The sequence below is a fragment of the Colwellia sp. C2M11 genome (assembly GCF_018860915.1).
Taxonomy (GTDB): domain Bacteria; phylum Pseudomonadota; class Gammaproteobacteria; order Enterobacterales; family Alteromonadaceae; genus Colwellia.
In genome coordinates this window covers 57,691-81,778 of sequence record NZ_JAHKQD010000036.1, presented here as the reverse complement: position 1 = coordinate 81,778, position 24,088 = coordinate 57,691, and the positions used below count along the sequence as shown (strand labels likewise).

Below are 24,088 nucleotides of genomic sequence, written 5' to 3'. Positions count from 1 at the left end.
AGCATTATGTGCGGTATTTTAGGAAAAATTCATTTTAATGGGACAATCGACAAAAGTCGTTTTAAATCAATGCGCGATACTATGCCATATCGTGGTCCTGACAGTAACGGTCTTTGGTTTGATGAGGCTGAAAAAATAGGCTTGGCGCATTTACGCTTAAGTATTCTTGATCCAACACCCGCTGGTCATCAACCACGCGTTGAAGCTGCACATAATTGTGTTATTTCCTATAATGGTGAAGTGTATAATTATCTTGAAATACGTGCGGAACTAGAAACTAAAGGTTACACCTTTGAAACCGGTGCCGACACTGAAGTTGTTCTTAAAGCGTATTTAGAATATGGGGTTGATTGCTTAAAACATTTTAATGGCATGTTTGCCATTGCTATTTGGGATGGTAATAAAAAAGAGCTATTTCTAGCGCGTGATCGTTTAGGAATAAAACCTGTTTATTATTTTCAAAGTGATGAAGAATTTATTTTTGCTTCTGAAACCAAAGCTATTTTAAAAGGTTTAGATAAAAAGCCTGCACTCAATGTGCAATTAATCGATAGTTACATGAGCTTTGGTTATATCCCAGGTGAAAACACCTTACACCAAGGTATTAAGCGTTTAATGCCAGGACATTATGGTATTTTTAAAGACGGTAGTTTTTCTATCAAACAATACTGGGACTTATCGTTTGCTAATAATAGTGATGACAAAGGTTTTGATTATTATGTTGATGGTAGTAAAAAATTATTAGACAGCGCTATAGATTTACGTTTACGCAGTGACGTGCCCTTAGGTATTTTCCTCAGTGGTGGTATCGACTCTAGTGCAGTTGTTGGTTTACTTGCTGATAGAGTTACAGAGCCATTAAAAACTTTTTCTATAGGTTATGACTTTGGTAAAGGCTTTGATGAAACACCGTATGCACAAATTATTGCCGATAAATTTAAAACAGATCATCACGAGATAAAAATAACACCGGCTCAATTTAAAGAATTTATTCCTGAATACATTTCTTTAATGGATGAGCCTGTTACTGAAGCGGCAGCTATTTCATTATTCTTTGTTGCTAAGTTAGCAAAAGAAAAAGTAACCGTTGCCTTGTCAGGTGAAGGTTCAGATGAAATATTTGCAGGTTATGACTTATATCAATACATGAATGTCTTAGATAAATATCGTGCCGTAGTCGGGCAAACTGGCAGTAATTTTTTTGCTGGTGTGTCGAATAAGGTGTTAGGTAAGAGCCATAAAATATCTAAGTACTTAACCATGGCTACGTTACCCATAGAACAACGTTATAAAGGTATGTCTACTTACCCTGACCATGAAAAAGAAGCGCTTTATAAACCCGAATTTAAAGCTGAAATTGAACAAGACTCACAAGTATCTAGCCGTGATTACACCAAAAGCCTTTTTGAAAAAACAAAAAAAGCCGATGCATTAAGTAAAATGCTTTATTTTGATACGAAAACTTGGTTAGTTGATGATTTACTAATTAAAGCTGACAGAATGAGTATGGCCGCATCGCTTGAATTACGAGTTCCATTTTTAGATTATCGTTTAGTTGAATTTGCGGCGACTATTCCAAGTAAGCATAAAATTAAAAAAGGCGAAGGCAAATACCCATTAAAGAAAATGATGGAAGGTATTTTACCCAACGACATTATTTATCGTAAAAAAATGGGTTTCCCTACACCACTTAAATTAATGTTTCAAAATGAATTGAGAGATTACGCTGAAAATTTATTGTTATCAGCTGAAACTAAGTTACATCAGTTTTTTAAAAAATCGCGTATTAAACAACTTATTCAAGAACATAATAGTGATAAGTTTGACCACCATAAAACATTATGGCAATTAGTGGTGTTAGAAGAATGGCTTAGGAATAATACGGATTAATAATGAGTAATAAAAGTGGCTACTATTCACATATTGATGCATTAAGAGCTATTGCAGTATTTGTAGTTATTGTCTTTCATATAAACCATGAATACTTGCCTGGTGGTTTTGTGGGCGTTGATATTTTTTTTGTAATCTCTGGTTTTTTAATTTCTAGTCAGCTTTTCAAATCTGTTTCGAAAAATACATTTTCAATAAAAGATTTTTATGCAAAGCGAATAAAACGCATTTTACCTGCGGCTTTTTCGGTTATTTTTATTACTATTCTACTCGCGCAATTTTTGTTTTTACCTGAAGATGCCGTAAAAGTAGCAAATTCGGGTATTTGGTCAACATTTTCTTTATCTAATATTTATTTTTGGAAGTTTCAAGATACAAGTTATTTTGCCGTAGGAAGCTATACAACACCTCTTTTACATTATTGGTCATTAGGGGTAGAAGAGCAGTTTTATATTTTTTGGCCATTAATGGTTTTATTGTTATTGCCCAGGCTCAATAAATTTATTCTTATTGCGCTTTTAATTTTGACTATTATTGCATCTGCGACGATTGCTCAACTTTTACTGAAAGATCATCACTCTTTTGTTTATTATATGTTGCCAACAAGAGCAGGTGAACTTTTAGTTGGTGCGCTTTTAGCAGCATTGCTACATTTTAATGTCATAAAAAAACCTATAAATAATAGCTTTTTGTTCATTACTTCTATCATTTGTATTATTGCATCTTGTCTTTTTATCACCCCAGATATGATTTTCCCTGGTTGGCTTTACTTAATTCCAACGGTATCAGCCGCTTTATTTATTTGGTCTGGATTTAATCAATCATCTGCTTTTTCCGTTTGGTTAACCACTAAACCAATTTTATGGTTAGGTAAAGTATCTTATTCAGCCTACTTAGTACATTGGCCACTGTTAGCTTTTTATCGTTATGGCTATGGTGAGCCGACAGCCATTGTCTCAATAGCGTTATTTATCGGTATTTTATTTTTGTCGTGGCTAAATTGGAAATTTGTTGAAGAACGTTTTAGATATGTAAATTTATCTTTTGCACAGCTTACAATTAAACAATTATTTCTACCTTCTTTGGCTATTCTTGTATTGGCAGCTTTTGTTATTACTACAAAGGGAGTCGGTATACGTAGTTATAACGCTAACTATGTAACGGAAGTAAAAGAATTAACAAATTATGCTAAAACAACAAGTCGGTATGACTACATTTGTCAATATTGGCGTTTAGAAGACAAACATTTTTCTAATCCCGACTGTATTGTTGGTAGTAACAAAAATACAAATATATTATTGTGGGGTGATTCTAATGCGGCTCATTATATAGGAGTATTAGGAAGTATAGCGAAGGAACAAAAATGGGCATTTAGAAATGTTTCTCATGCTGCATGCCCTCCTATATTCAATGATGCCAAACCATATGTAAAAGTAGAAAGGTATGATGATTGCCAGGCTTCTCTTGATTTGGTCAAGTCGAAACTCGATCAATATAAAACGATATTTATATCGGCGGCGTATAATTATTATGCTAGAAGATCTCCTAGATTTATGGATGATTTTGAGCAAACGATTAGTTTTCTCGTTAAAAAGAATCACCAGGTTATAATTATCGGTAAAGCACCTGTTTTTATTAACTTTGATCGTCATTGCTTAGCTAAAAGTATTACTTACCCTTGGAAAGATTGCTCTAATCTAGAACAGAGCTATAAAGCCGAAATTGATGCTATAAATACTAGATTATTAACATTTTCTCAAACGTTATCGCATGTTCAATATATTGACTTTAATGCGGTGTTATGTGAAGGCGGCTGCAGCCCATATAAGAGAGGAAAATCTATATATTTTGATTCGAGTCATATTGAAATCCAATCGTCTTGGCAAATCGGTAAAGAATTAATCGAGAATGATCAAATTCCAAAACTATTTAACGTTTTAAAACTTACGAGAGAATAAATGCACAAAAGAAAAAAAATATTAGCGATTAGCTATTTATTTCCTAATAGTGAACAACCGAATCACGGTATTTTTGTATTAAACCGTTTAAAAGCGATGAGTAAATATGCTGATATTACGGTAATTAACCCGATTGCTGATTCTCCTGTCCATAAGCATATTGATAAATTCAAAGGTTTGCAAAAAATTCCGTTGCAAGAAGAGCTTCTTGGAGTACATGTTTATCACCCGCGTTTTTTTTCAATTCCAGGACATTTAAAATCATTAGAGGTTATTAGTTATCGACGGGCAGTATGGTCAATAGTTAAAACGTTACCGGCCGATTTTGATTTAATTGATTTACATTGGACCTTTCCTGATTTACCTACCGGGGCATGGCTATCGAAAAAATTTGATATTCCTTTTAATGTTACTTTACGTGGTATGGAGGCATTTCATCTTCAAGATTCCGGCTTACGTAAGCACATTGTTAGTTATTATCTTAAAAAAGTAGATAAAGTTATCTCTCTTAGCGAGGAAATGGCACAAACGGCTAATGAGTTGGCTGAAACGGCTAATAAAACCACGGTCATAAGAAACGGTGTTGATACCAATAAGTTTTATTATTTAGATAAAAAAGAATGTCGTGAAAAATTAAATTTGCCATTAAATGAAAAAATTATTCTAGGTGTTGGTGCACTTATTTATCGTAAGGGTTTTGACTTGGTTATTAAAGGCTTAAAGAAAATAATTGCCACGAAAGGTTTAGAAAACACTAAGTTTTATATTTTAGGGTCTCAAGGGCCAGAAGGTGATTACCGTAGAGAGCTTAATCAGTTTATTGAACAACATAACTTACAAGAACAGGTGGTCTTTGTTGGTGCTGTTGCTAATAGCGAATTGATTACTTGGTACAATGCTGCGGATGTCTTTTGTTTGTCAAGTAGAGGAGAGGGAAGTCCCAATGTATTAACCGAAGCATTAGCTTGTGGTACGCCAGCTGTGGCAACGAATGTAGGTAGTGTGCCTGAAATTATGACAAGTGAAGATAATCTGGGGTATTATGTAGAGAATGAAAATCAAAATGAAATAACTAATCGCCTTATTGATTTATTATCTAGTGAGCATGATCGTAATAAACAGGCATTAGTATTTAAAAAGTATACTTGGGATTGGTGTGCGAAAGAAGTTATGGATGTACTAAACTAAACTAAACAAAGCAAAGCTATTTAACTCACACGAAATATTACCTGATGCTAAATTTAAAAATTATCTTAACTGCGTTATTCACAATGCTCTGCTTGTTTTTACAGGCATGCGGCAGCGAAGATACACCTCAGCTGGCAAATAAAGTAAGTCACGATAATAATTCGCTAAGTCAACTTGTTGATCAAGATTTGTCTCCTAATCAAGTAAATGACTCCATATTAGTGAATAAGGTTAATGTTGGTATTACTGTATATGCTGAAGGTACTGGGACAGTTACTTATCAAATGCTTGATTCTGCAGAAGGGCGATTTTCAATTGATGAAAATAGTGGTGTAGTATATGTATCTGATTATCTTTTGTTTAATGGGTCTCTGTTATCTAATCACACTATTAATGTACAAGCAACTGATCAAGATGGTCAAAAGAATACACAAGAATTTACTATCGATGTAAGCACTGAGAAATTACCTATCAGCGGGATAATTGATATAAATCTTCTACCAAATGAGATTTCAGAACGTGTTGAAAATGGGGTAGAGGTAGGAATAACAGCGAATGCAATAGACGTTAAAGATAGTGTGGCTTACAAGCTATTAGAAGATGGTGCTGGAAGGTTTAAGGTTGATAATGGTTCAGGTGTAGTAACGGTTGCCAATGGCAGTATACTTAATGCACAACAGGCACTAGCTCATGAAATTGAAATAGAAGCGAATAGTACCGATGGCACAGCAAGCAGTAAAAAATTTGTAGTGGATGTTCTTCCTAATTATGAAAATGATATACCTATCGTAAGTCAGTATAATACTTTGCTTAATTGGAATGAGGGCTCACAGAAATTTTTCGATGGCTGGACTTGGCATAATGATATTGCTTACGGCAACCCAGGGTGGTTACTAAACGATGATGGACCTATTGGTGGCGGAGAACAATATCAATGGGGTTGGGGGGCTCGTTCTTTTAATAAAGGGGATTACGGTAAAGACAATACTGCTTTAATTGATACTGTAGATATTAGTCCGTCAACTAGTATAGGTGGTAGCTTACAAGTAACAGAAACAGCTAATAGCACCGATCATCGTAGTACTTGGTGGGTTTGGTATGATGGAAAGCCTTTATCGGATCGTGGTATAACCAATGCTAAAACAGATCGAATGAGTTTTTATCTGAAAACCGAAGGTATGAAGGAGTTAAATGATGATGGCGGTAAAGAAAGTATTGGTAATAATTTCCATATAGGCACTTACTTGTGTTGGGAAGCAAATGAGCCAGCTTATGGCACTGGTGATGGTTGTCCGTATGAAGGTAAAGGTAATCAGCATTACTATCATTATTTAGCTATAAATCCTGGTGCTTGGATACATGTTTTATTAGACCAACATCCTCAACATATAAGAGGGGGTAAAGGTACACTCCAGAATAATCCTCCACAGGAGTCATATCAAAAAAATTATTTTGAGCAGATTAGCCGTTTTTATTTTGAGATCAGAGAGCAGCAAAGCGTTAAAACTAGTTTTAATATTGATGAGTTAAATTACTTTAGCTCTAATGATATGGTTGAAACCGAGCAAAATGATGAATCTATCACTTCATTGTGGATAGGTTACTGGAAAAGTAAAGACGTATGGGAAATAGGCTTTCATGATGAGTCTTATCAACAATATAATGACGACATGAATTCTACTTTTGAAGTTCGTTGGTCTACAGCGCCTATTACCAATGATAATTTCTATGCAGCAACACTTATTAAACCTATGTTCTATAGTGGCATAGAGGTTGCGGGAGTGAATAGTGAGTATTTATTAAGACGATCTAATGGTTGGACATCTAATGTTTGGACTCGGTTTGAGCTACCAGATGAAGTGGAAAATAATTATAAAAAAGTATTTTTTGCTGTTAAAGATGTATCAAAATTAGGTAAACACATAGGCACTCGTTGGCCATATAATAAAGGGGACGGTCATGACGCCCCTACCGATAACATAAAAATTATTGATTATTATTTACGATAACCTACTAAGTAATCTGTTTGATCAAAATACTTTCTAAAATTTTAGCTTTTCCTTTTCTATTATAATTATCAAGGTTTCTTTCGCTTATAATTTTGTCTTTTAGTATTAAGGTTAATACTGATGATTGTATTTCTTCAGTAGTATTCCCTACATGAACATTTTGAAACTGAGTAGCTAGTTTATAGGTTTCTCCATTAGTGTCTGCTTTTACTAGCAGCGGTTTGTTGGTTCTTAAGTATTCATATATTTTACCAGGTATTTGTTTGTTAAAGCGTTTATCTTGAATAAGTAATAATGCATCTGCATTAGTCATATTATTTAAGGCGTTTAAAAATGGCACAGGACTAATAAACTTAACCATGTTTTGTATATTAAGCTCTGATATGAGGTCATTAAAATCCTCACCATTACCGGCACCTTGAAAAACTAATTCAAAATCATCATTTGAAATGTGACCTAATGTTTTGAGTGCTGAAAGTGCCTTAAAAACAGGCACAGGATCTCGCCCATTGGCGTATAAAACACCACTATAATATAAGGAGAACTTTTGCTCTGAAAAAGGTGTTGCTTTATTTTTTAATGTCGCCAGCTTTTCAAAATTCGCTTCATCGTAACCATTTTCAATTACCGTGTTTTTCTTTGTAATTATTTCTTGGTACTGTTGTTCGTAAAGATCTCTAACCGCTGATGTCGCAAACGTTATATGAGAGGCGTTGTTTAGAGTTGTTTGGTCTATTCGTTTATGGAATTTGTCTAACCACTTGCCAGCGGTACCATTCATATAATGAAAAGGGTCTCTGTAATCGGCTACCCAAGGAATGTGTGATCCTTTTGATAGCTTATTAGCAATGAAGTGAGTACTAGGTATTGGTGAGGACGACCAAATGACATCAGGTTGATATTTTTTTATTAATGTACGTCCTTTTGCTATTGCTGAAGGGATCCATGTTAAGCCCCAACGATCAGGTGTTGCCATTACTTCAAGGTACTTACCTTTGAACGACAATTGACGTTGAACATCTAAAGCAGTAGTTCTATAGACTAAGTCATCATTGTGTTGAATATAATCTTCATTTTTATTGAGGTAGGCATGCGGTTTGGCGGTTAGTACAATAACTTTCCATCCCCATGCTTTTAAGTATCGATAAAAGCTTTCTATTCTCGGTACAGATGCGCCATTACTTGGTGGGAATTCAAATGCAATCATTAATATTGTTTTAGACATGTTCGCCTGCTATTTTGGCTATGGAAAGAGAAAATAAAGAATGTTGTTTTCTATAAGGCATAAATCGAGGGATTTGCCATATTGTATTGGTGCTTATAGCGCCACCATCATTGGTTGAAAAAGCAGCTTTAAAGCCTAATTCTTTTGCTGTGTCACAATGACTTTTTTGAAAGTCTCGACCATACAGACCATTGGGAAAAGCCAAATAGTCCACAGGGCTTTTTATTATGCTTTCAAGTTTTTGTTTATTGGTTAATAATTCAGCTCGGCAATTTTCGTTTGTTTCAGTTGATACAATGGTATGGCTATGGGTATGAGCACCTATCGTGAATCCGTCATTATGCAATGTGTTAATTTGTTGCTCTGTCATCATAGTACGCTTAAATTCAATGTTTCCTAGTTCATCCGCAAGTTTTTTTAATTGTAATGTTCTTTTATTATCGCTTAAGAATTTTAATTTGCTAAGTAATAGCTCAAATGCCTGTTTTTTTTCATCATTGTTGTTAATTGTTATTTTTTCACCAATAATATCTTTTGATATCACTTTTTTTGTCGTGTTTTTTATTAACTGTTCAACTTCATCGTTCCATAAGTAACCTTGTTCAACACCACGAGTTGATATAAAAAATGTGGCGGGGCATGCATGGTTTTTTAATATGGGTGCCGCTATGGTAAAGTTATCTTGATAACCATCATCAAAGGTAATAACTAAAGCTTTAGGGGGGAGGCGCTTGGTTTTTAGCAACCTCATGGCATCTGGTAATGATAATATAGTAAAATACTTACTAAGAAACTTTATTTTCTTATCAAATTCAACTGCAATAATATCATCTGGATGATATTGGTTTTTTGTTTCAAAAACATGATGATAATATAAAATTGCCAAGGGATTTTCTTTTAGCTTTGTTCGTGAGCGGCAATAAATTATCGATAATAGTAGGTTTAACATGAAGGAAGTTATATCCTTTTAATAACAGTTTTTGTTTTTAATAGTATTCAGTTTAATCTATCGAGTAATATTTACAATTGGCTAGATGTAAATATTATATAAATAAAGGGGTATAGGTTTCATGATGACTTTTTTTCTCTCTAAGATTTTTATACCTCTTTTTGAAAAGTGCTCAAAAACTAATTTTTGGTCTATTTATAAAGAGATGCTTAATTTCCTTACTCGTTCAACATACACATATACTGCAGAAGAGTTAAAGCTAGAAAACATCTTAAACCATGCCGTTGATAATACTGAATTTTGGCCTAACAAAATCAAAACAAAACCAGGTTTAACGACTTACCAATTACTCAGAATTATTCCTATCACACAAAAAAGTACTTATGCCCAAGGGTTTCCAGACCAAGTTACTGTGAAAAATCGTACTGAGGATTGGCAATACTTATCTTCAGCAGGTACTACCGGTAGAATGACTGTAGTTGTCGACTTTGTAAAAAGGGATTATCTAAGGGCAGCAGAGCATTTGAACCTTAAACTCGCAACGGGGTCTGCGCTGGGTTATAAATCTGTTGATATTCCTCCTAGTGCTTGTAATGTTGTCTGTGGTTTCTCTGATCAAGGACCAGAGCCTATAGGTGGTTTTTTTTGGTGGGCTTTCAAAAATAATAAATTATTTACACCTTCTACCTTGTCAGATTTACGCGGTCGGTTTGAACGACAAATTATGTTAAATCGTAAAGTGTTAATGCCTATAGATTCCGCTCCTTGGGAGAAAATGTGTCAACAATTAGATCTGTATTTAGATAGTATAATTGCAAATAAAGTACGAATTATTAGAGCGCTACCTCATTTTCTTTTGTGGCTAGCTAAACGTGCAGAACAACGACAACTTATATTTCCTGATGTTAAAACTCTTCTACCTTATGGTGGCTTGGCAGGAAAAGCGCTAGTTGAAAGTATTACGCGTGTTTTTCAAGCTAAATATATTAATGTATATGGCACGGGTGAAGTAGGATCTATTGGCTGTACAATGTCTGATTCTCATGTAATTGATATTTATTCTGCTATGGTATGCTTGGAAGTGCTCGATAACACAGGTGAATATGCTGAATTAAATACACCTGGTAGAGTTATTGTTACCGATCTTAATAATTATGCTATGCCAATTATTCGATATGAGATTGGTGATATCGCTAAGGTTATTGAATATGACACTAAAAATAGTTTGCCTCGAAAAATAGAAATTTTAGGACGAAAACAGGAGTGCTTTAATTTACCATCAGGAAAATATCTAACGACTATTGAGATTCAGAATGTTTTTTTTCAATTTCCCGATATTATTAACTTTCAGTTAGAAATTATTACCCCTAAAATTTTTAAAGTTGTTATTGTATGTTTAAATGATTTCGATACAAAAAAGCTATCAGAACAACTTCAAGTTTTACTTGAATTACCTAAGTCTCCTGTTATAAAAATTAGTGAATTTATTCTGCCAGAGCAAAGTGGAAAATTCTTATCGGTTAAAACTAGAAATAAAAGATAATTAAGGATGATTTTGAAAAATATTAATGGAATAAGAGCACAATTTCCTATTTTGGAAAGAGTAACACCTACCGGAAAGCCACTTATCTACTTAGATAGCGCAGCCACGGCATTAAAACCACAATGTGTGATTGATGCGGTGACTGATGTTTTAACGAATAGAACCGCGAATATACATCGTTCGGTTCATTTTTTAGGTGATGAAGCAACTGAACTTTATGAAAGCACTAGAGATATTGTTGCCGCTTTTATTGGATCAGAAGCCAATGAAATTGTGTTTTTAAGGAACACGACAGAAGGACTAAACCTAGTTGCTAAAGCTTTTTCGGGTAAAGGACGAATCATTTCTAGCGTTGGTGAGCATCATTCAAATTATTTACCTTGGCAGGGGCATGATGTGCATCGGTTAAGTCTTGATGACAATGGCGATATTAACTGGTTTGAATTAGAGCAAGAATTGTTAAAGGGAGATGTAGCGCTAGTTAGCCTGACGCATGCTTCAAATGTAACAGGCTATATGCTTGATTTAGAAAAACTCGTTAATATGTGTCATGCGTCAGGCGCAAAAGTAATGATCGATGGTGCTCAATCTATTCCTCATACCCAAATCGATGTTGCTAAAATACAATGTGATTTCTTGGTCTTTAGTGGTCATAAATTGGGTGCTCCTTCGGGGGTTGGAGTACTCTTTGGGAAAGCCGAGCTATTAGAAGAAATGGACTATTGGCTGCATGGTGGCTCTACTGTTGAAAGTGTCACTCAACATAGTATTGAAGCTAAGAACTCGCCGTGGAAGTTTGAGGCAGGTACGCCAGCAATAGAAAGTGTTGTGGGTTTACAGGCCGCCGTTTTATTTTTGTTAGACTTAGGCATGGATAATGTCGAATCTCATTTTAAGTCCTTATCTGAATATACAAGCATATGCCTACGCGAGAACTTACCATTGGTGAATGTTATTGGAGGAAAAGACAAGATTCAAGGTCCATTTAGCTTAACATCACCTGGTATTTCTCCTCATATTGTTGCACGTGGTTTGAGTGATAGATATGGTATTTGTTTACGTTCAGGTTTTCATTGTGCTCAACCTCTGCATGATTTTTACAATGTAGGTGCCTCTATAAGATTGTCGTTTTGGCTGTATAATACGAAAGATGAAATTGAACAAGCGATTAAAGGAATAGCTAACTTTATTAACTTAGTTAAGTCAAATTAAGTCAGCATTCACTTTTTATACTTTTACATGTAAATACTGTAGGTAATTATGAAGAATATTTTTGCAATGCTTTTATTTATGACAGTTCATTATTGTAATGCAGAGCATGTATTTGTTGATGGCAAAGAATTTTTTTCTTTAGAGGAAGCTAAATCAGCAATTGTTGATGGTAGCCAAATTTACTTAAAAGCAGGTATATATACTCAAGGGGTTTATATAAAAGAGGATAATATCAGTATAATAGGTGAGGATAATGTCATTTTTGATGATGCTGCTGTTGATGGTAAAGCAGCGCTAGTTCTTTCCGGTGATAATGTTCTTGTTGAGAGTATTGAGTGCCAAAATATAAGTGTGCGTGATCATAATGGAGCTTGTATTCGTTTTGAAGGGAAAAATTTAACCGTTCGTAACTTGTATGCTCATGATAGCCAATCAGGCATTATGACCTCTCATAATTACGAAGGTTTTTTACATGTTGAATTTTCTAAATTTGAGCGATTAGGTGGAAAAGCAACCGGTAGAGGGTATGCTCATGCTATTTATGCCAATGTAGGAGAGTTTTATTTTAGTTATTCTCAAGTATTGTCAACAGGTAAAGAAGGAAGTGGCTTAAAGTCGCGTTCTAGAAAAACAGTTGTAAAAAATAGTATTCTAGCATCACTCGATGCTAAAGATAGTAGATTAATTGATGTTGCAAATTACGGGGAATTAATCATACAAGATAGTATTTTACAACAAGGGAATAATAGCTCGAATAGCCAATTGATTTCTTATGGGTTAGAAAAAGTAAAAAATAATTTTGAGGTTAATAGAATAGTAATTAGAAATAATCTTCTATTATTAGATAGAGAAAAAGCCAATGTGATTATTATGCATAAACAAGCAAATACTGTTGAAATATATGATAATACTATTGTCGGTGACTTTTTATATCCTAATGAATTTAGTAAGAAAAATCCTTGGTATATTAGTCGTGAAGATGCAAGGCTTAAGGCATATCCCTATCTACCAGAAATTTCAGAGTTAAAGCAACTTATTAACTCTATAAGCGTTGTTGGAAGTAGAAAATAATTTAAGTTATGTCGCATGGTGGTTTACTATGATGTGTTTTAAAAGTATTAATAAATTTAGAGGGTTGTAAAATTGACTATTACCATTCATTCCATTTCAGCAAATGATTTATCACGTTGGGATGATTATGTTAATCAGCATGAATCTGCATCGGTATATCATTTATCTGCGTGGAAGTTACTTATTGAAAAAACGTTTGGACATGAATGTTTATATTATTATGCGTTAAATGAAAACGGTAATATTTGTGGTGTATTACCAAGTGTTAACTTGAAAAGTAAGTTGTTTGGTAATTTCATTGTAAGCATGCCTTTTTTTAATTACGGTGGCGTTATTGCTGATACAAGTGAGATTGCTAACCAATTAAATCAACACTTACAAAACCAAGCAGAAATAAACAAAGTAAGCCATATTCAATACCGTGAATCAGTTGAACGTATTGATAATGTATTACCTGTTTCTACCGGCAAAGTAAATATGGTTTTACAGTTACCTGAAACAGCTGAAGCGTTAGGTAAGTTAATTGGCTCTAAAAGAAGATCACAAATTAAGCGGCCAATCAAAGAAGGGGTTAGTCACAAAATAGGTAAGGTCGAATTATTTGATGATTTTTATCAGGTGTTTTGTGAGAATATGAGAGATTTAGGTACACCTGTTTATGGAAAATCTTTTTTTATAAACATTTTAGAGACATTTAAAGAGCATTGCTCTATTTGTATTGTGTATTGGCAAGGAAAACCTGTATCAGCTGGTTTCTTAATTAGTTATAAAGATCGTATGGAAATACCTTGGGCGAGCACTTTAAGTTATGCAAACCGAATTTCAGTGAATATGTATTTATATTGGCAAATACTATCATATGCCATTGAACAAGGCCTTTCTGAGTTCGACTTTGGTCGTTCTACTGTCGACGAGGGAACGTATCGATTTAAAAAGCAATGGAAGTCTGAACCACAGCAATGTTATTGGTATCATTGGATTCCTGAAGGTGGTGAATTACCGAACCTATCTCCTAGTAATGCTAAATTTGATTTGGCGATTAAAGTGTGGAAAAAATTGCCACTACCTATTGCTAATACAATAGGTCCATTATTAGTTAAAAATTTACCTTGACATCATCACCGTTTTGCAATTTGTTTTTTAGGTTAATTAATAAATTTTCCAATTTGAATTTGATTGATTCTTTTTGTATTACTAAATAACAGTGTTCATTTTTTTGATTTGATAGTGATTGTTTATATCTTGCTTCTCCTGCTAAAAAGTCATATTTTTTTATATTAGGTTTGTTTTCAATTAACCATTGAATAAATAATGCATGTAAACTCAATCCTAATTTTATACGGTTGTCTGCTATTGGTTTTAAAGCACTTAGATAGAAATAAGCGCAATTATGGTTTAAAAAGCAGTATAAACAACCGTACAGTTCATTGTTTATCATTAAGCTGGCGACAACGGTATTAGAAGTAGTATGGTCAGAATGGATTAAGTTTTTATGAAAACCCGTGAATTGAGGATTAGTGAAGCCACTAGGGGTCTCGGTGTCTTTCCATTTATCAATGTGCCATTGTTGGCATTTGCTCAAGATTTGAGTCTGTTGTTCTGGGGCGATAGTGACTGAAAATTTAAATTCGTTTTGTTGCGTTAGTAACGTGTGGCTTCGTTTGAGTTGTTTTCGGGTACTTTTAGATAATGAAGAAAAATAATCATCAATAGTATTTATTTTATCTAGCGTGATGAAGTAGCCATTTTCAGTATTATTTTTAATTATTGAGTATTTGTTTGTACAGGATAATTGCTCTTTTGACGGTTGATCATTATTGATTGCAATTATAAATTCATCAACGTGGTTGTAGTGAGAAAGTAGTGTCTGCCATATCGCCTGAATAATAACATCTTTATTTTCATTCGTTGTTAGAAATGTATTGTTTTCAATCCAAATTTGGTCTTTACAATCGTTCCCCGTTCTATGCAGATACCACTGCTTTCTTTTAAATAAGCCATATTTGGTTGTGTCTTTTTCAATAAAAATACCCAAGGCAACTGTTCGATCATTTTGTGTAGCTTCTACTAATATCAACTTTGATGTGTTTTTTATTTGTTCTAACCAAGAGCCTATCCAGCGCCATGTTAAAAAAAATGAAGGTGAAGCAATACTTTCTAATCGAAGCCAGCTCTTTTTAAGTTGCTCAATTTTTTCGGGAATAAGCGGTAGGATAGTAATATGAATGTTATCTAACTCAAATTGTGCTTTTTTTAAATTCAATTTAGATACCTATTACGATAATATAACCACACTTATGAATCTTATCTTTTTATTGTGTTGTTAGTTCAATGGAAAGTAAAGGGCTGATATTTGAAAATGACAAATAAAGTTGTGCATCTCGTTTACAGTTTTGGCTGTGGAGGTCTTGAAAAAGTAATCGCTAATTTAATAAATAACTCTGAAGAGTATGATGTTGAACATGTACTTGTGTCATTAACAGATGATGTAAGTATGTTGGATCAAGTTGATAAAAAAATCCAAGTATTTGTACTGGATAAAAAGTCTGGCAATGATATCAGAACACATATTAAATTATTTTCGTTATTGAAAAAGCTAAAGCCTCGAGCAATCAATACTTATAATTTTGGCACAATAGAGTACCATTTTGTAGCGGCAGTTGCAGGTGTTCCTGTACGTGTTCATAGTGACCACGGAAGAGGTGGTGATGACCCTCTAGGTAAGAATAAACTTCATAATACATTTAGAAAGTTTATTGCTCGATTTATTACTGAGTATGTTGTTGTTTCATATGATTTGTTTCAATGGATCTTAAATGATATTAAGGTTAAACCATCTAAACTAACATTATTATTTAATGGCGTGGTAGTTCCGCAAGAAAAGAAATGTAGTATTGATGATCCAAAAACATTTGTAACGATAGGGCGTTTAGATAAAGTTAAAAATCAGAAGCTTTTAATTGACGCCTTTGCTCAATCTGTTAAATCTATTCCGAGCTTTGAACAATGTACTTTAAACATTGTTGGTGATGGCCCTTTGTTTACGGAATTACAATTACAAATAGAATCATTAAATATGCAAAACCATATACATTTATTGGGCTTTAGAGAGGATATAACAACCATTCTTGATGAGTCTGACATATTTGTATTGTCGTCGTTGTATGAAGCTATGCCTATGACTATTTTAGAGGCTATGGCCAATAAAACTCCTGTTATATGCACAAACGTTGGCGGTATCTCTCAATTTATTACAGAAGAACAAGCTTGGTTTGTAGAGCCTAGCAATTGCGAGGCTTTGACAAATAAGTTAAATGAAGTAAAAAATAGCAGTGAAAAGCGACTATTAAAAGCGAATGAAGCATATACATTAGTTTATGAAAAATATGCTGTTAAACAGATGGTTAAAGCATATATGGAGAAATACACGATAAGAAAAAACCTCCTACTGTAGATTAATAGTATCAACACTTGCACTTATTATTACAATGGCATGATGATAACTGTATAGTGCTTTTTGTATTAGTAAAAATTGCATTTTATCCCCTATAATTTAAAATGATTTTACCAGAAATTATAGGGGAGTGTGATCTTCTTATCTCGTTATTTCTTAGTTGGTTGCGGCTGAAATTTTAGCTGCAGTGTCTAGTATGCTCTTATTATTTGGATAATATTCTAGCGCTTTATCAATATAAGATTTAGCCTTGTTGTACTCTTGTTTCTCATAATAAATCCAAGCTAAATTATTTAAAGCAATACCATTTGTCTTATCAAGAGCAAGTAACTTGATATATTCGTTGATAGACTTATTTCTATCGGTTTTAAATAAATATTCTGCGTAGAGGTTAAGAAATAACAAATTATCAGGGTCTTTATGCAAATGATTTTGAACAAGTGTAATTGCTCGCTCAGGCTCATTAGTAAGCATGTACGTGTTATATAACATTGTTGCTGTGCGTGAGCTATTTAGCCGTTTGTATTCTTTTTCAAGTAGTGGCTTTGCTGTAGTATAGTCTTCTAACAAAAATAAAGTTTTGCCAAAAATACCTTTGTATATTGGGCTTTCAGCAATATTCGTTTGTTTATAACTATTTAAAATATCCATACTTTCCTTGGCTTTACCTGCATTAACTAAATACTCTGCATGCATCAAATTAATACGGGGATCCTCAGTCGGTAGATTACTTTTAAAATTTTCAATATCAATCAATATTTCTTTATATAGCCCGATACTTTCCATCGTTAATATTTTTTTAGTAAAAGCGAGGATATTGTTAGGGGCTATTTCTAAAATTGAATTATAAGCTGCAATGGCTTTAGGTTTGTTTTCTTGTTTCAAGTAAGAAAGAGCAAGAATATTGTATTTTTCAATGTTGTTCCTGTTGGATAGGTAAGTTCTATTAGATAACACGTTTAATGCTTGATCTATATTTCCCATTTGATAGTAACTTTTTGCTAAAACTAAGCTAAGTGTAGGGTCTTCTTCTTTACTTAACGATTCTTGTATAAAGGTATTAGCTTCTATATCTTTTTTCAGTCCCACTAAGGCATGATACTTTCCAATTATTGCTTTGACGTTTTTTGGCTCTGTATTGAGGATGTCATTATAGGCCTTTATTGCTTGTGTATTTTTATTTTCACTTAAACTTTTTGCAGCAAAATATAGTTTTGCTGTAATGAAGTTAGGGTCAATTTTTAGCATTTTTTGATACAAGCCAGCTATTTCACTTGTATTTTTCGTTCTCTTTGTTATTTCGACTAATAGAAGATAATTCCCTATGTTGTTAGGTTCTTGTGCTATCCAATTTTGAGTCATTTCCTTTGCTCTATCTAGCTGATTTTTTTGAACTAGAGAAGCTAATTCCATTGTTCTGGCTTGCTGGACATCCGTAGCTGATATAGCGATATCATTTGTAATATTTTTAATTATTTCTTCTAAACCAACAAGTGATTCCTGATCATTAACCCTATACTTCAATTTACCTATTTCTAAAGCCAGTGCTGGCGTAGGGGCTTGTGATATATTTATTTGATTTAATAGTTGCGATGCTTGTTGGGGTTTATTTGTTGCTAGTAAAGAATGTGCTACAGCAGCTACTAATACTGTTTCATCATTATCAATTGTTCCATCGTTTAGTTCTGTGTAAGCATTATCGATATAGCCTAGTCTAATTTGAGTGGCTATTAAAATTTTTCTTGCCGGGTGATCGGAAGGAAGGTTTTTCGCGATAGAGGTTAAATAAGAGTGAGCATTTTCGTATTCTGCTAATTGGTAATAGGTAATACCAGCGATAAGCTTTATGGTATCGTTTGAGTAATTAGATGCAAGGGTTTTTTCTATCGCTACTTTAGTGTTGGTATAATCTTTCATCATTATGCTATTTTTAGCGGATAGAAAGTTAATATAAGGTTGTGTAGGGTATTGTTTTAGGAGCTCTTGTAATACCCCCTTTGCTGCTTCATTATTTCTAGCTTCAATATTGCTTTCTGCTTCATAAATTTTGGCAACGCTATATTTTGGCAATAATTTAGCTAAGTGCTGATAGCTTGCAGCGGCCTCTTCGAAATCTTTGAATGAAAATTGAGCTTTTGACAGTAGTAACCAGGCTAACCAATTTTTTTTATTTTCATTAGCAAATATTTTTAGTTCTGCAATACTATTAGCAATATCATTAGTTTTTATATTTGGCGACATTAATTTTAATAAGTTTAATGCTAATATTTGATTAGGATTATTATTGTTTGTATCAGTGGTAAGTTTTTCTAATTCTATTAAGCCTTCAGCTCTTTCTTTTTGAGATAATATTGATAAGGCATAGAAAAGGTTAGCATTATAGCGACTTTTGGGGTTTAGGTCTTTGTTATATTTTTTCCATAAACGTGAAACGCTATCATGCTCATTTTGAAGATAGTCTACTTGCATTAAAGACAGCAACCATTTTTCCGCTGGGGCACCAAGGCTTTCGGCTTTATTTAATTCTTTTGCTGCTGATCCTAAATCACCTAACATTAAATATATTTTTCCAAGAGAAGCTCTTAACTCGGGATTATTTTGATGTTGTTGAATAGAGTTTTTAAGTGAAATAATAGCATTATTTAATTCGCTACTTTTATTATCATCAATGGCTTGCTTAGCGATTAGTAAAACTTGTTCTGGAGTATTATTGTTTTCGCAGCCACTAAGAAAAGTAAATGTTATAACAATTATTAGAATGTGGAGACGTTTCATCATTGGAGTTCCTTCAAAGTATTTGTGATACGTTAGCATATGATAAAGTTAAAGGCATAAAAAAAGTGACCTAAAGGTCACTTTTTTTGGTATCTATACTAGATAAGGTTATGTCATTATGCTTTAGTTTTTCTTCTTAAACCTAAACCTAATAAACCTAAGCCTAAAATTGCAATTGATGTTGGCTCTGGAACTGCAAATACACCTGAAAGATTAATATCTGTAGTACGAGATATTGTGTCACAAGTTGCATCGTCACAAGTAGGTAATAGATTAGGGTCTATGTTAAAATCAGTACGGAAAGATATATCTTGAGCTTCAGTTATAGTGCCACCAGCAGTTGCTAACTCATAGAATGTATAACCAGAATCATCAATGAACAAGTTCTCTACTAGTGCATCACTACCAGCTGTATACCAGTCATAATTTACAACACTGTTAAATACAACATTAGGTCCGTTCACATCAAAGTTATTTAAGTCTAGCTCTAATACTTTAGTTGTGTTTGCTGTAGTTACATTTCTGTAGAAAAATTCAAAAGTACCGCCAGTATATGTAGGAGAAATAGCATCTACAAAATCGATAACACCATTTCCATCTGCATCTAAAGTATTATCAGTAATAAGGCCACCAACAGCACCACCATCTATGAATTCTGCAACACCAGTTAGTGTATAAGTAAAGTCTAATACCCAATCGTTACCGTAGCTAGCGGTAGTGCCTGTACCTAATAAAGGTGATAATTGACCAATAGTACCAACGCCCATATCAGTAAAAGCAAGAGAAGCACCAACAAGGTCACTAGCTTCTGAACCCATAGAAATAGTGCCATCATTAACATATGTAGATGTTACTGGTAAGTTAGTCGCACCTAAAGCATTAAAGAAAGATGTTGCTCCAAACGGAGTAGAAATACTAATTGGGTCTGCACTTGCAGCACCAGATACTAATAATAATGCAGATGCTGTATATAGAGTTTTTAATTTCATGATTTATCCTTTAAACATAATAATTGTAATAACACTGCATTAGTATTTTTAAAAGCAATGTAATAGATTTTATTCTCTACTCTGTATAAGCAAGCAAGGTGCCAACTTTTTTATTTTTTTTAAGCTGTTGATGTTAAAGGTTAAAGTGTAGTGATGATAAACTGTGACTATTTATCATAAATAATAGTGTAAAAAAATCTGACACGTTTCTTATCTTGTGTTTATTCGGAACACACCACTATTATTTTTGGGTGATAAAGCACTCTAATGAATAGTTCATACTATTGATAAAAACCTTTATACCAATTTACAAACTCTTTAACACCATCACTAACTGCGACTAAAGGTTTATAATCGGTAGCTATAAACAGTTCTTCAATATCAGCATAAGTTTGGTATACATCCCCTGCTTGCATAGGCATGAAATTCTTCGTTGCTTTTATACCGAGCGAACTTTCTAATGAGTCAATGAAGTCTAATAATTTTACAGGGTTACCATTACCTATATTAAAGATTTTATACGGTGCTGAACTCTCAGCTGTAGAGCCAGATTCTACCTGCCAATCTTTGTTTTTTTCAGGAATAATGTCTTGAATTTTTATAATGCCTTCAACAATATCGTCGATATAAGTGAAGTCTCTTCGCATATCACCTTGGTTGTATACGTCAATTGGATCACCGTTGATTATAGCTTTAGTAAACTTATATAAAGCCATATCTGGACGACCCCAAGGTCCATAAACAGTGAAAAACCTTAAGCCGGTTGTTGGAATGTTATATAAATGAGAATAAGTATGAGACATTAATTCGTTTGATTTTTTAGTAGCAGCGTATAATGAAATAGGATGATCAACACTATCAGACGTGGCAAATGGTGTTTTATTGTTTAAGCCATAAACTGAACTAGATGATGCATAAATAAGGTGTTCAACATTATTATGACGACACCCTTCTAAAATAGTTAAATGGCCAATCAAGTTAGAATCAGCATAAGCCATTGGATTATCAATAGAGTAACGAACACCTGCTTGTGCGGCTAAATGTATAACACGGTTAAATTTTTCTATTGCAAATAACTGAGCTATACCTTCTCGGTTAGCAAGATCTAACTTGATAAATTTAAATGATTTATATGCCTTTAATTCATTTAAACGTGCTAATTTTAAGTTAACATCGTAATAATCATTAAGGTTATCAATACCAATAACTTCATGTCCCTGTTTACATAAGCGTTGCACTACATGAAAACCAATAAAGCCAGCTGCACCCGTAACTAAAAATTTCACATTGTTTCCTAAATATTATTTATCTTGAGGGCATACTTCATTACCCATGTTGTCAGAATAAATTCTAACCTACCTTGGTTTTACCTATGTAGGTTAGAATTTATTGCCCATGTCAGAAGGAATGACAACTTACATTTTTTTGATACTGTCACCACGACCTATACCATAGTATGAGAAACCACGTTCTTTCAATAGTACCGGGTCGTATAAATTACGACCATCTACAATAACTTTATGTGATAATGATTTTTCAATTAAATCAAAATCAGGCGCTCTAAATTGACTCCATTCAGTACAAACTACTAGAGCATCCGCGCCAGTTAATGCGGATTCTTTGGTTCCAACCAATGATAAATTATCACGCACACCATAGATACGTTGGCATTCTTCCATGGCTTCCGGATCGTAAGCTTGTACTTTGGCTCCAGCGGCCCATAACGATTCCATCAGCACCATTGATGATGCTTCTCGCATATCATCTGTTTGTGGTTTGAATGACAGACCCCAAACGGCAACTGTTTTATTTTTTAAATCGCCATTGAAGTAGGTATTTAGGTTGTTAAATAGTTTTTGTTTTTGAGCGTAGTTAACACTTTCAACAGCCTCTAATAAAGCGGGTTTATATTCAATGCCATGAGCTGTTCTTACTAATGCTTGTACATCTTTAGGAAAACATGAACCACCATAACCGCAACCAGGGTAAATAAACTGATAACCAATGCGTGAATCGGATCCAATACCATGTCGAACTGCTTCTATATCAGCGCCCAGTAATTCAGCTAAGTTAGACATTTCATTCATAAATGAAATTTTAGTTGCTAACATACAGTTAGCAGCATATTTAGTTAACTCTGCAGAGCGTACGTCCATAAATATCATACGGTCATGATTACGGTTAAATGGTGCATAAAGCTCGCGCATTGCAGCTTTAGCTGTTTCTGATTCAGTGCCAATTACAATTCTATCTGGTTTCATGCAATCACTAACGGCAGCCCCCTCTTTTAAAAATTCAGGGTTTGACACGACATTAAATTCAATGTTTATTTTTCGTTGATTTAACACTGAAACGACTTTAGCTTTTACTTTATCAGCTGTGCCAACAGGTACTGTTGATTTATCGACAATTATTCTTGGGCTTGTCATATGAGTAGCAATTGTTTCAGCAACAGCAAGAACATATTTTAAATCAGCAGAACCATCTTCGTCAGGAGGTGTTCCTACCGCAATAAATTGAATTTCACCGTGTTCTACACCTAATTTAGCGTCAGTGGTAAAATTTAGTTGACCATTTTTATGTGTTTCTTGTACCAGTGGAGTTAAACCAGGCTCATAAATTGGAATTATACCTTTTTTAAGGTTATCTACTTTCGTTTGATCTATATCAACACAAACAACATCATGACCCACTGAAGCTAAAACAGCTGCTTGAACCAACCCTACATATCCAATTCCAAAAACTGTAACTTTCATTATCTTCCTTCAATGATGGCAATCAATTTATAATTAAACAGAATATAGCTTTTTTTTGATTTGTTTTCTATCGTAAAAGGCTATTTGGCAACTATTCTTTTAGCAATATTAAACATTATTCTTGGCATTAATCCAGCATTACCAAATGGTCTCCACGTTTTTTTGTATTTATTACGATAAGCATCGAAATGAAGTCCGTAAGGTGCCGAAATTATTTCCCCACGATCTAATAATATTTTAAGAGCGTATGTTTCGGCTATTCCAGCACAAAGGTTAACTGCCATAGAGGTTGAAGGGCCTCGCTTCTCTTTAAAATTAACCGCACTTTTATCGACTAGGTATGAACGCTGTAGCATGGCTGGCGATAAACCAATTAAAAATTGTATGAGTTGATCATCCTCAGTTTTTTTGTCTTCAAAGCGAAAATATTCTTCGTAATTCATTTTTCCAGGCATAAAACAGAGAAAAGCACAGCCCATACCTAATGGTGCAGCTGTTATTACGGGAATATTTTTTTCATAACATTTTTTGAAAACTATTTTTCTTGCTTGAAGAGCAAAAAAGTCTAAGGCATCAACATATAGATCTACCCCTTCAAGAAATTCATCTACATTATGTGCAAAGATACCTTCAGGAAAAGACTTTATATTTGCTTCTGGGTTGATGTCTTTAGCCATACGCTCCATTACATCAACTTTTTGCTGCCCGAGTGTAGATATGAAAGCTCCAGATTGTCGGTTAAAGTTATGTACTTCAAAATCATCAAAATCTGATATGTAAAAATTTCCGACACCTAAACGCGCGAGGGTTAAAAGGTGTACTCCACCAACGCCTCCTGCACCCGCTATGGCGACTTTTTTACCTCTAAGTATTTGTTGTTCTTCTTTTGTTACCCAGCCAATGTTTCTGGAAAAAGCTTTTTCGTAATCGAACATTTAATACTCCCTTATAAAGCAAAACTAGTTATTTGAAATAGATGAAAAAGTATAGTGCTTAATAGAAAATAATTCATATAGAAATCAATATGGAATTTAAATTTATAGCTGTTATATCAAATAAAATATTAAAA

17 protein-coding genes are annotated in these 24,088 nt (G+C 33.8%); 9 read left to right on the top strand and 8 right to left on the bottom strand.

Annotated elements, in window-relative coordinates; translation table 11 throughout:
• Positions 1-6: 6 nt before the first annotated feature.
• Genes asnB through KO509_RS09335 form a run of 4 tightly spaced genes read left to right on the top strand, consistent with a single transcriptional unit; the run spans position 7 to position 7,045 of the window.
• Positions 7-1,890: an asparagine synthase (glutamine-hydrolyzing) gene (asnB, locus tag KO509_RS09350; protein WP_215973013.1), complete on the top strand. Its 1,884-nt coding sequence runs from the start codon at positions 7-9 to the stop codon at positions 1,888-1,890.
• Positions 1,891-1,892: 2 nt separating this feature from the next.
• Positions 1,893-3,848, top strand: coding sequence for an acyltransferase family protein (locus KO509_RS09345; RefSeq protein WP_215973012.1), 1,956 nt, complete (start codon positions 1,893-1,895; stop codon positions 3,846-3,848).
• Positions 3,849-5,036 (top strand): glycosyltransferase, encoded by a 1,188-nt coding sequence (locus KO509_RS09340; RefSeq protein ID WP_215973011.1) that lies wholly within the window; start codon positions 3,849-3,851, stop codon positions 5,034-5,036. It abuts the gene before it with no gap.
• 44 nt (positions 5,037-5,080) lie between these two features.
• Entirely contained in the window at positions 5,081-7,045 is a 1,965-nt protein-coding gene (locus KO509_RS09335) for a cadherin repeat domain-containing protein (RefSeq protein WP_215973010.1), read from the top strand.
• Between the two features lie 4 nt (positions 7,046-7,049).
• Here the strand turns inward: KO509_RS09335 and KO509_RS09330 are convergent, their stop codons facing one another.
• Both KO509_RS09330 and KO509_RS09325 read right to left on the bottom strand, forming a co-directional pair.
• Positions 7,050-8,270, bottom strand: coding sequence for a glycosyltransferase (locus KO509_RS09330; RefSeq protein ID WP_215973009.1), 1,221 nt, complete (start codon positions 8,268-8,270; stop codon positions 7,050-7,052).
• Positions 8,263-9,156: a polysaccharide deacetylase family protein gene (locus KO509_RS09325; RefSeq protein ID WP_215973008.1), complete on the bottom strand. Its 894-nt coding sequence runs from the start codon at positions 9,154-9,156 to the stop codon at positions 8,263-8,265. Before KO509_RS09325 ends, KO509_RS09330 begins: the two co-directional genes overlap by 8 nt.
• A 184-nt stretch (positions 9,157-9,340) precedes the next feature.
• Between KO509_RS09325 and KO509_RS09320 the strand changes: the two genes are divergently transcribed.
• From KO509_RS09320 to KO509_RS09305, 4 genes are all read left to right on the top strand, one after another.
• Positions 9,341-10,762: a hypothetical protein gene (locus tag KO509_RS09320; RefSeq protein ID WP_215973007.1), complete on the top strand. Its 1,422-nt coding sequence runs from the start codon at positions 9,341-9,343 to the stop codon at positions 10,760-10,762.
• A 12-nt stretch (positions 10,763-10,774) separates the two neighbouring features.
• Positions 10,775-11,974 (top strand): cysteine desulfurase, encoded by a 1,200-nt coding sequence (locus KO509_RS09315; protein ID WP_215973006.1) that lies wholly within the window; start codon positions 10,775-10,777, stop codon positions 11,972-11,974.
• 48 nt (positions 11,975-12,022) lie between these two features.
• Positions 12,023-13,045: a hypothetical protein gene (locus KO509_RS09310; RefSeq protein WP_215973005.1), complete on the top strand. Its 1,023-nt coding sequence runs from the start codon at positions 12,023-12,025 to the stop codon at positions 13,043-13,045.
• A gap of 72 nt (positions 13,046-13,117) precedes the next feature.
• The gene (locus KO509_RS09305; RefSeq protein WP_215973004.1) at positions 13,118-14,158 is read left to right on the top strand and encodes a FemAB family XrtA/PEP-CTERM system-associated protein; all 1,041 of its coding nucleotides are present in this window, start codon (positions 13,118-13,120) and stop codon (positions 14,156-14,158) included.
• Here the strand turns inward: KO509_RS09305 and KO509_RS09300 are convergent.
• Positions 14,142-15,308, bottom strand: a complete 1,167-nt coding sequence (locus KO509_RS09300) for a GNAT family N-acetyltransferase (protein WP_215973003.1) — start codon at positions 15,306-15,308, stop codon at positions 14,142-14,144. The genes KO509_RS09305 and KO509_RS09300 overlap by 17 nt on opposite strands.
• Before the next feature lie 96 nt (positions 15,309-15,404).
• Here KO509_RS09300 and KO509_RS09295 point away from each other — a divergent pair, with 96 nt between their 5' ends.
• Positions 15,405-16,499 carry a glycosyltransferase gene (locus tag KO509_RS09295; protein ID WP_215973002.1) on the top strand — a complete coding sequence of 365 codons (1,095 nt, stop codon included), beginning with the start codon at positions 15,405-15,407 and terminating at the stop codon, positions 16,497-16,499.
• 156 nt (positions 16,500-16,655) lie between these two features.
• Here KO509_RS09295 and prsT read toward each other — a convergent pair whose 3' ends face one another.
• The 5 genes from prsT to KO509_RS09270 all read right to left on the bottom strand — a co-directional run bounded on the left by prsT (position 16,656) and on the right by KO509_RS09270 (position 23,954).
• Positions 16,656-19,277: an XrtA/PEP-CTERM system TPR-repeat protein PrsT gene (gene prsT / locus KO509_RS09290; RefSeq protein ID WP_215973001.1), complete on the bottom strand. Its 2,622-nt coding sequence runs from the start codon at positions 19,275-19,277 to the stop codon at positions 16,656-16,658.
• A 113-nt stretch (positions 19,278-19,390) separates the two neighbouring features.
• Complete coding sequence (locus tag KO509_RS09285; protein WP_215973000.1) at positions 19,391-20,263, bottom strand: PEP-CTERM sorting domain-containing protein; 873 nt, start codon at positions 20,261-20,263, stop codon at positions 19,391-19,393.
• Positions 20,264-20,544: 281 nt separating this feature from the next.
• The gene (locus KO509_RS09280) at positions 20,545-21,549 is read right to left on the bottom strand and encodes an NAD-dependent epimerase (RefSeq protein WP_215972999.1); all 1,005 of its coding nucleotides are present in this window, start codon (positions 21,547-21,549) and stop codon (positions 20,545-20,547) included.
• A gap of 129 nt (positions 21,550-21,678) precedes the next feature.
• Positions 21,679-23,019 carry a UDP-glucose/GDP-mannose dehydrogenase family protein gene (locus tag KO509_RS09275; RefSeq protein WP_215972998.1) on the bottom strand — a complete coding sequence of 447 codons (1,341 nt, stop codon included), beginning with the start codon at positions 23,017-23,019 and terminating at the stop codon, positions 21,679-21,681.
• Positions 23,020-23,099: 80 nt separating this feature from the next.
• Positions 23,100-23,954 carry a ThiF family adenylyltransferase gene (locus tag KO509_RS09270; protein ID WP_215972997.1) on the bottom strand — a complete coding sequence of 285 codons (855 nt, stop codon included), beginning with the start codon at positions 23,952-23,954 and terminating at the stop codon, positions 23,100-23,102.
• Positions 23,955-24,088 lie beyond the last annotated feature (134 nt).

What these genes read in the sequence shown, in the direction of transcription:
- KO509_RS09295 (WP_215973002.1), top strand. Translation starts at nt 15,405, where the DNA reads ATGACAAATAAAGTTGTGCATCTCGTTTACAGTTTTGGCTGTGGAGGT.
- prsT (WP_215973001.1), bottom strand. Translation starts at nt 19,277, where the DNA reads ATGATGAAACGTCTCCACATTCTAATAATTGTTATAACATTTACTTTT.
- KO509_RS09285 (WP_215973000.1), bottom strand. Translation starts at nt 20,263, where the DNA reads ATGAAATTAAAAACTCTATATACAGCATCTGCATTATTATTAGTATCT.
- KO509_RS09335 (WP_215973010.1), top strand. Translation starts at nt 5,081, where the DNA reads ATGCTAAATTTAAAAATTATCTTAACTGCGTTATTCACAATGCTCTGC.
- KO509_RS09320 (WP_215973007.1), top strand. Translation starts at nt 9,341, where the DNA reads ATGATGACTTTTTTTCTCTCTAAGATTTTTATACCTCTTTTTGAAAAG.
- KO509_RS09275 (WP_215972998.1), bottom strand. Translation starts at nt 23,019, where the DNA reads ATGAAAGTTACAGTTTTTGGAATTGGATATGTAGGGTTGGTTCAAGCA.
- KO509_RS09310 (WP_215973005.1), top strand. Translation starts at nt 12,023, where the DNA reads ATGAAGAATATTTTTGCAATGCTTTTATTTATGACAGTTCATTATTGT.
- KO509_RS09330 (WP_215973009.1), bottom strand. Translation starts at nt 8,270, where the DNA reads ATGTCTAAAACAATATTAATGATTGCATTTGAATTCCCACCAAGTAAT.
- asnB (WP_215973013.1), top strand. Translation starts at nt 7, where the DNA reads ATGTGCGGTATTTTAGGAAAAATTCATTTTAATGGGACAATCGACAAA.
- KO509_RS09270 (WP_215972997.1), bottom strand. Translation starts at nt 23,954, where the DNA reads ATGTTCGATTACGAAAAAGCTTTTTCCAGAAACATTGGCTGGGTAACA.
- KO509_RS09345 (WP_215973012.1), top strand. Translation starts at nt 1,893, where the DNA reads ATGAGTAATAAAAGTGGCTACTATTCACATATTGATGCATTAAGAGCT.
- KO509_RS09340 (WP_215973011.1), top strand. Translation starts at nt 3,849, where the DNA reads ATGCACAAAAGAAAAAAAATATTAGCGATTAGCTATTTATTTCCTAAT.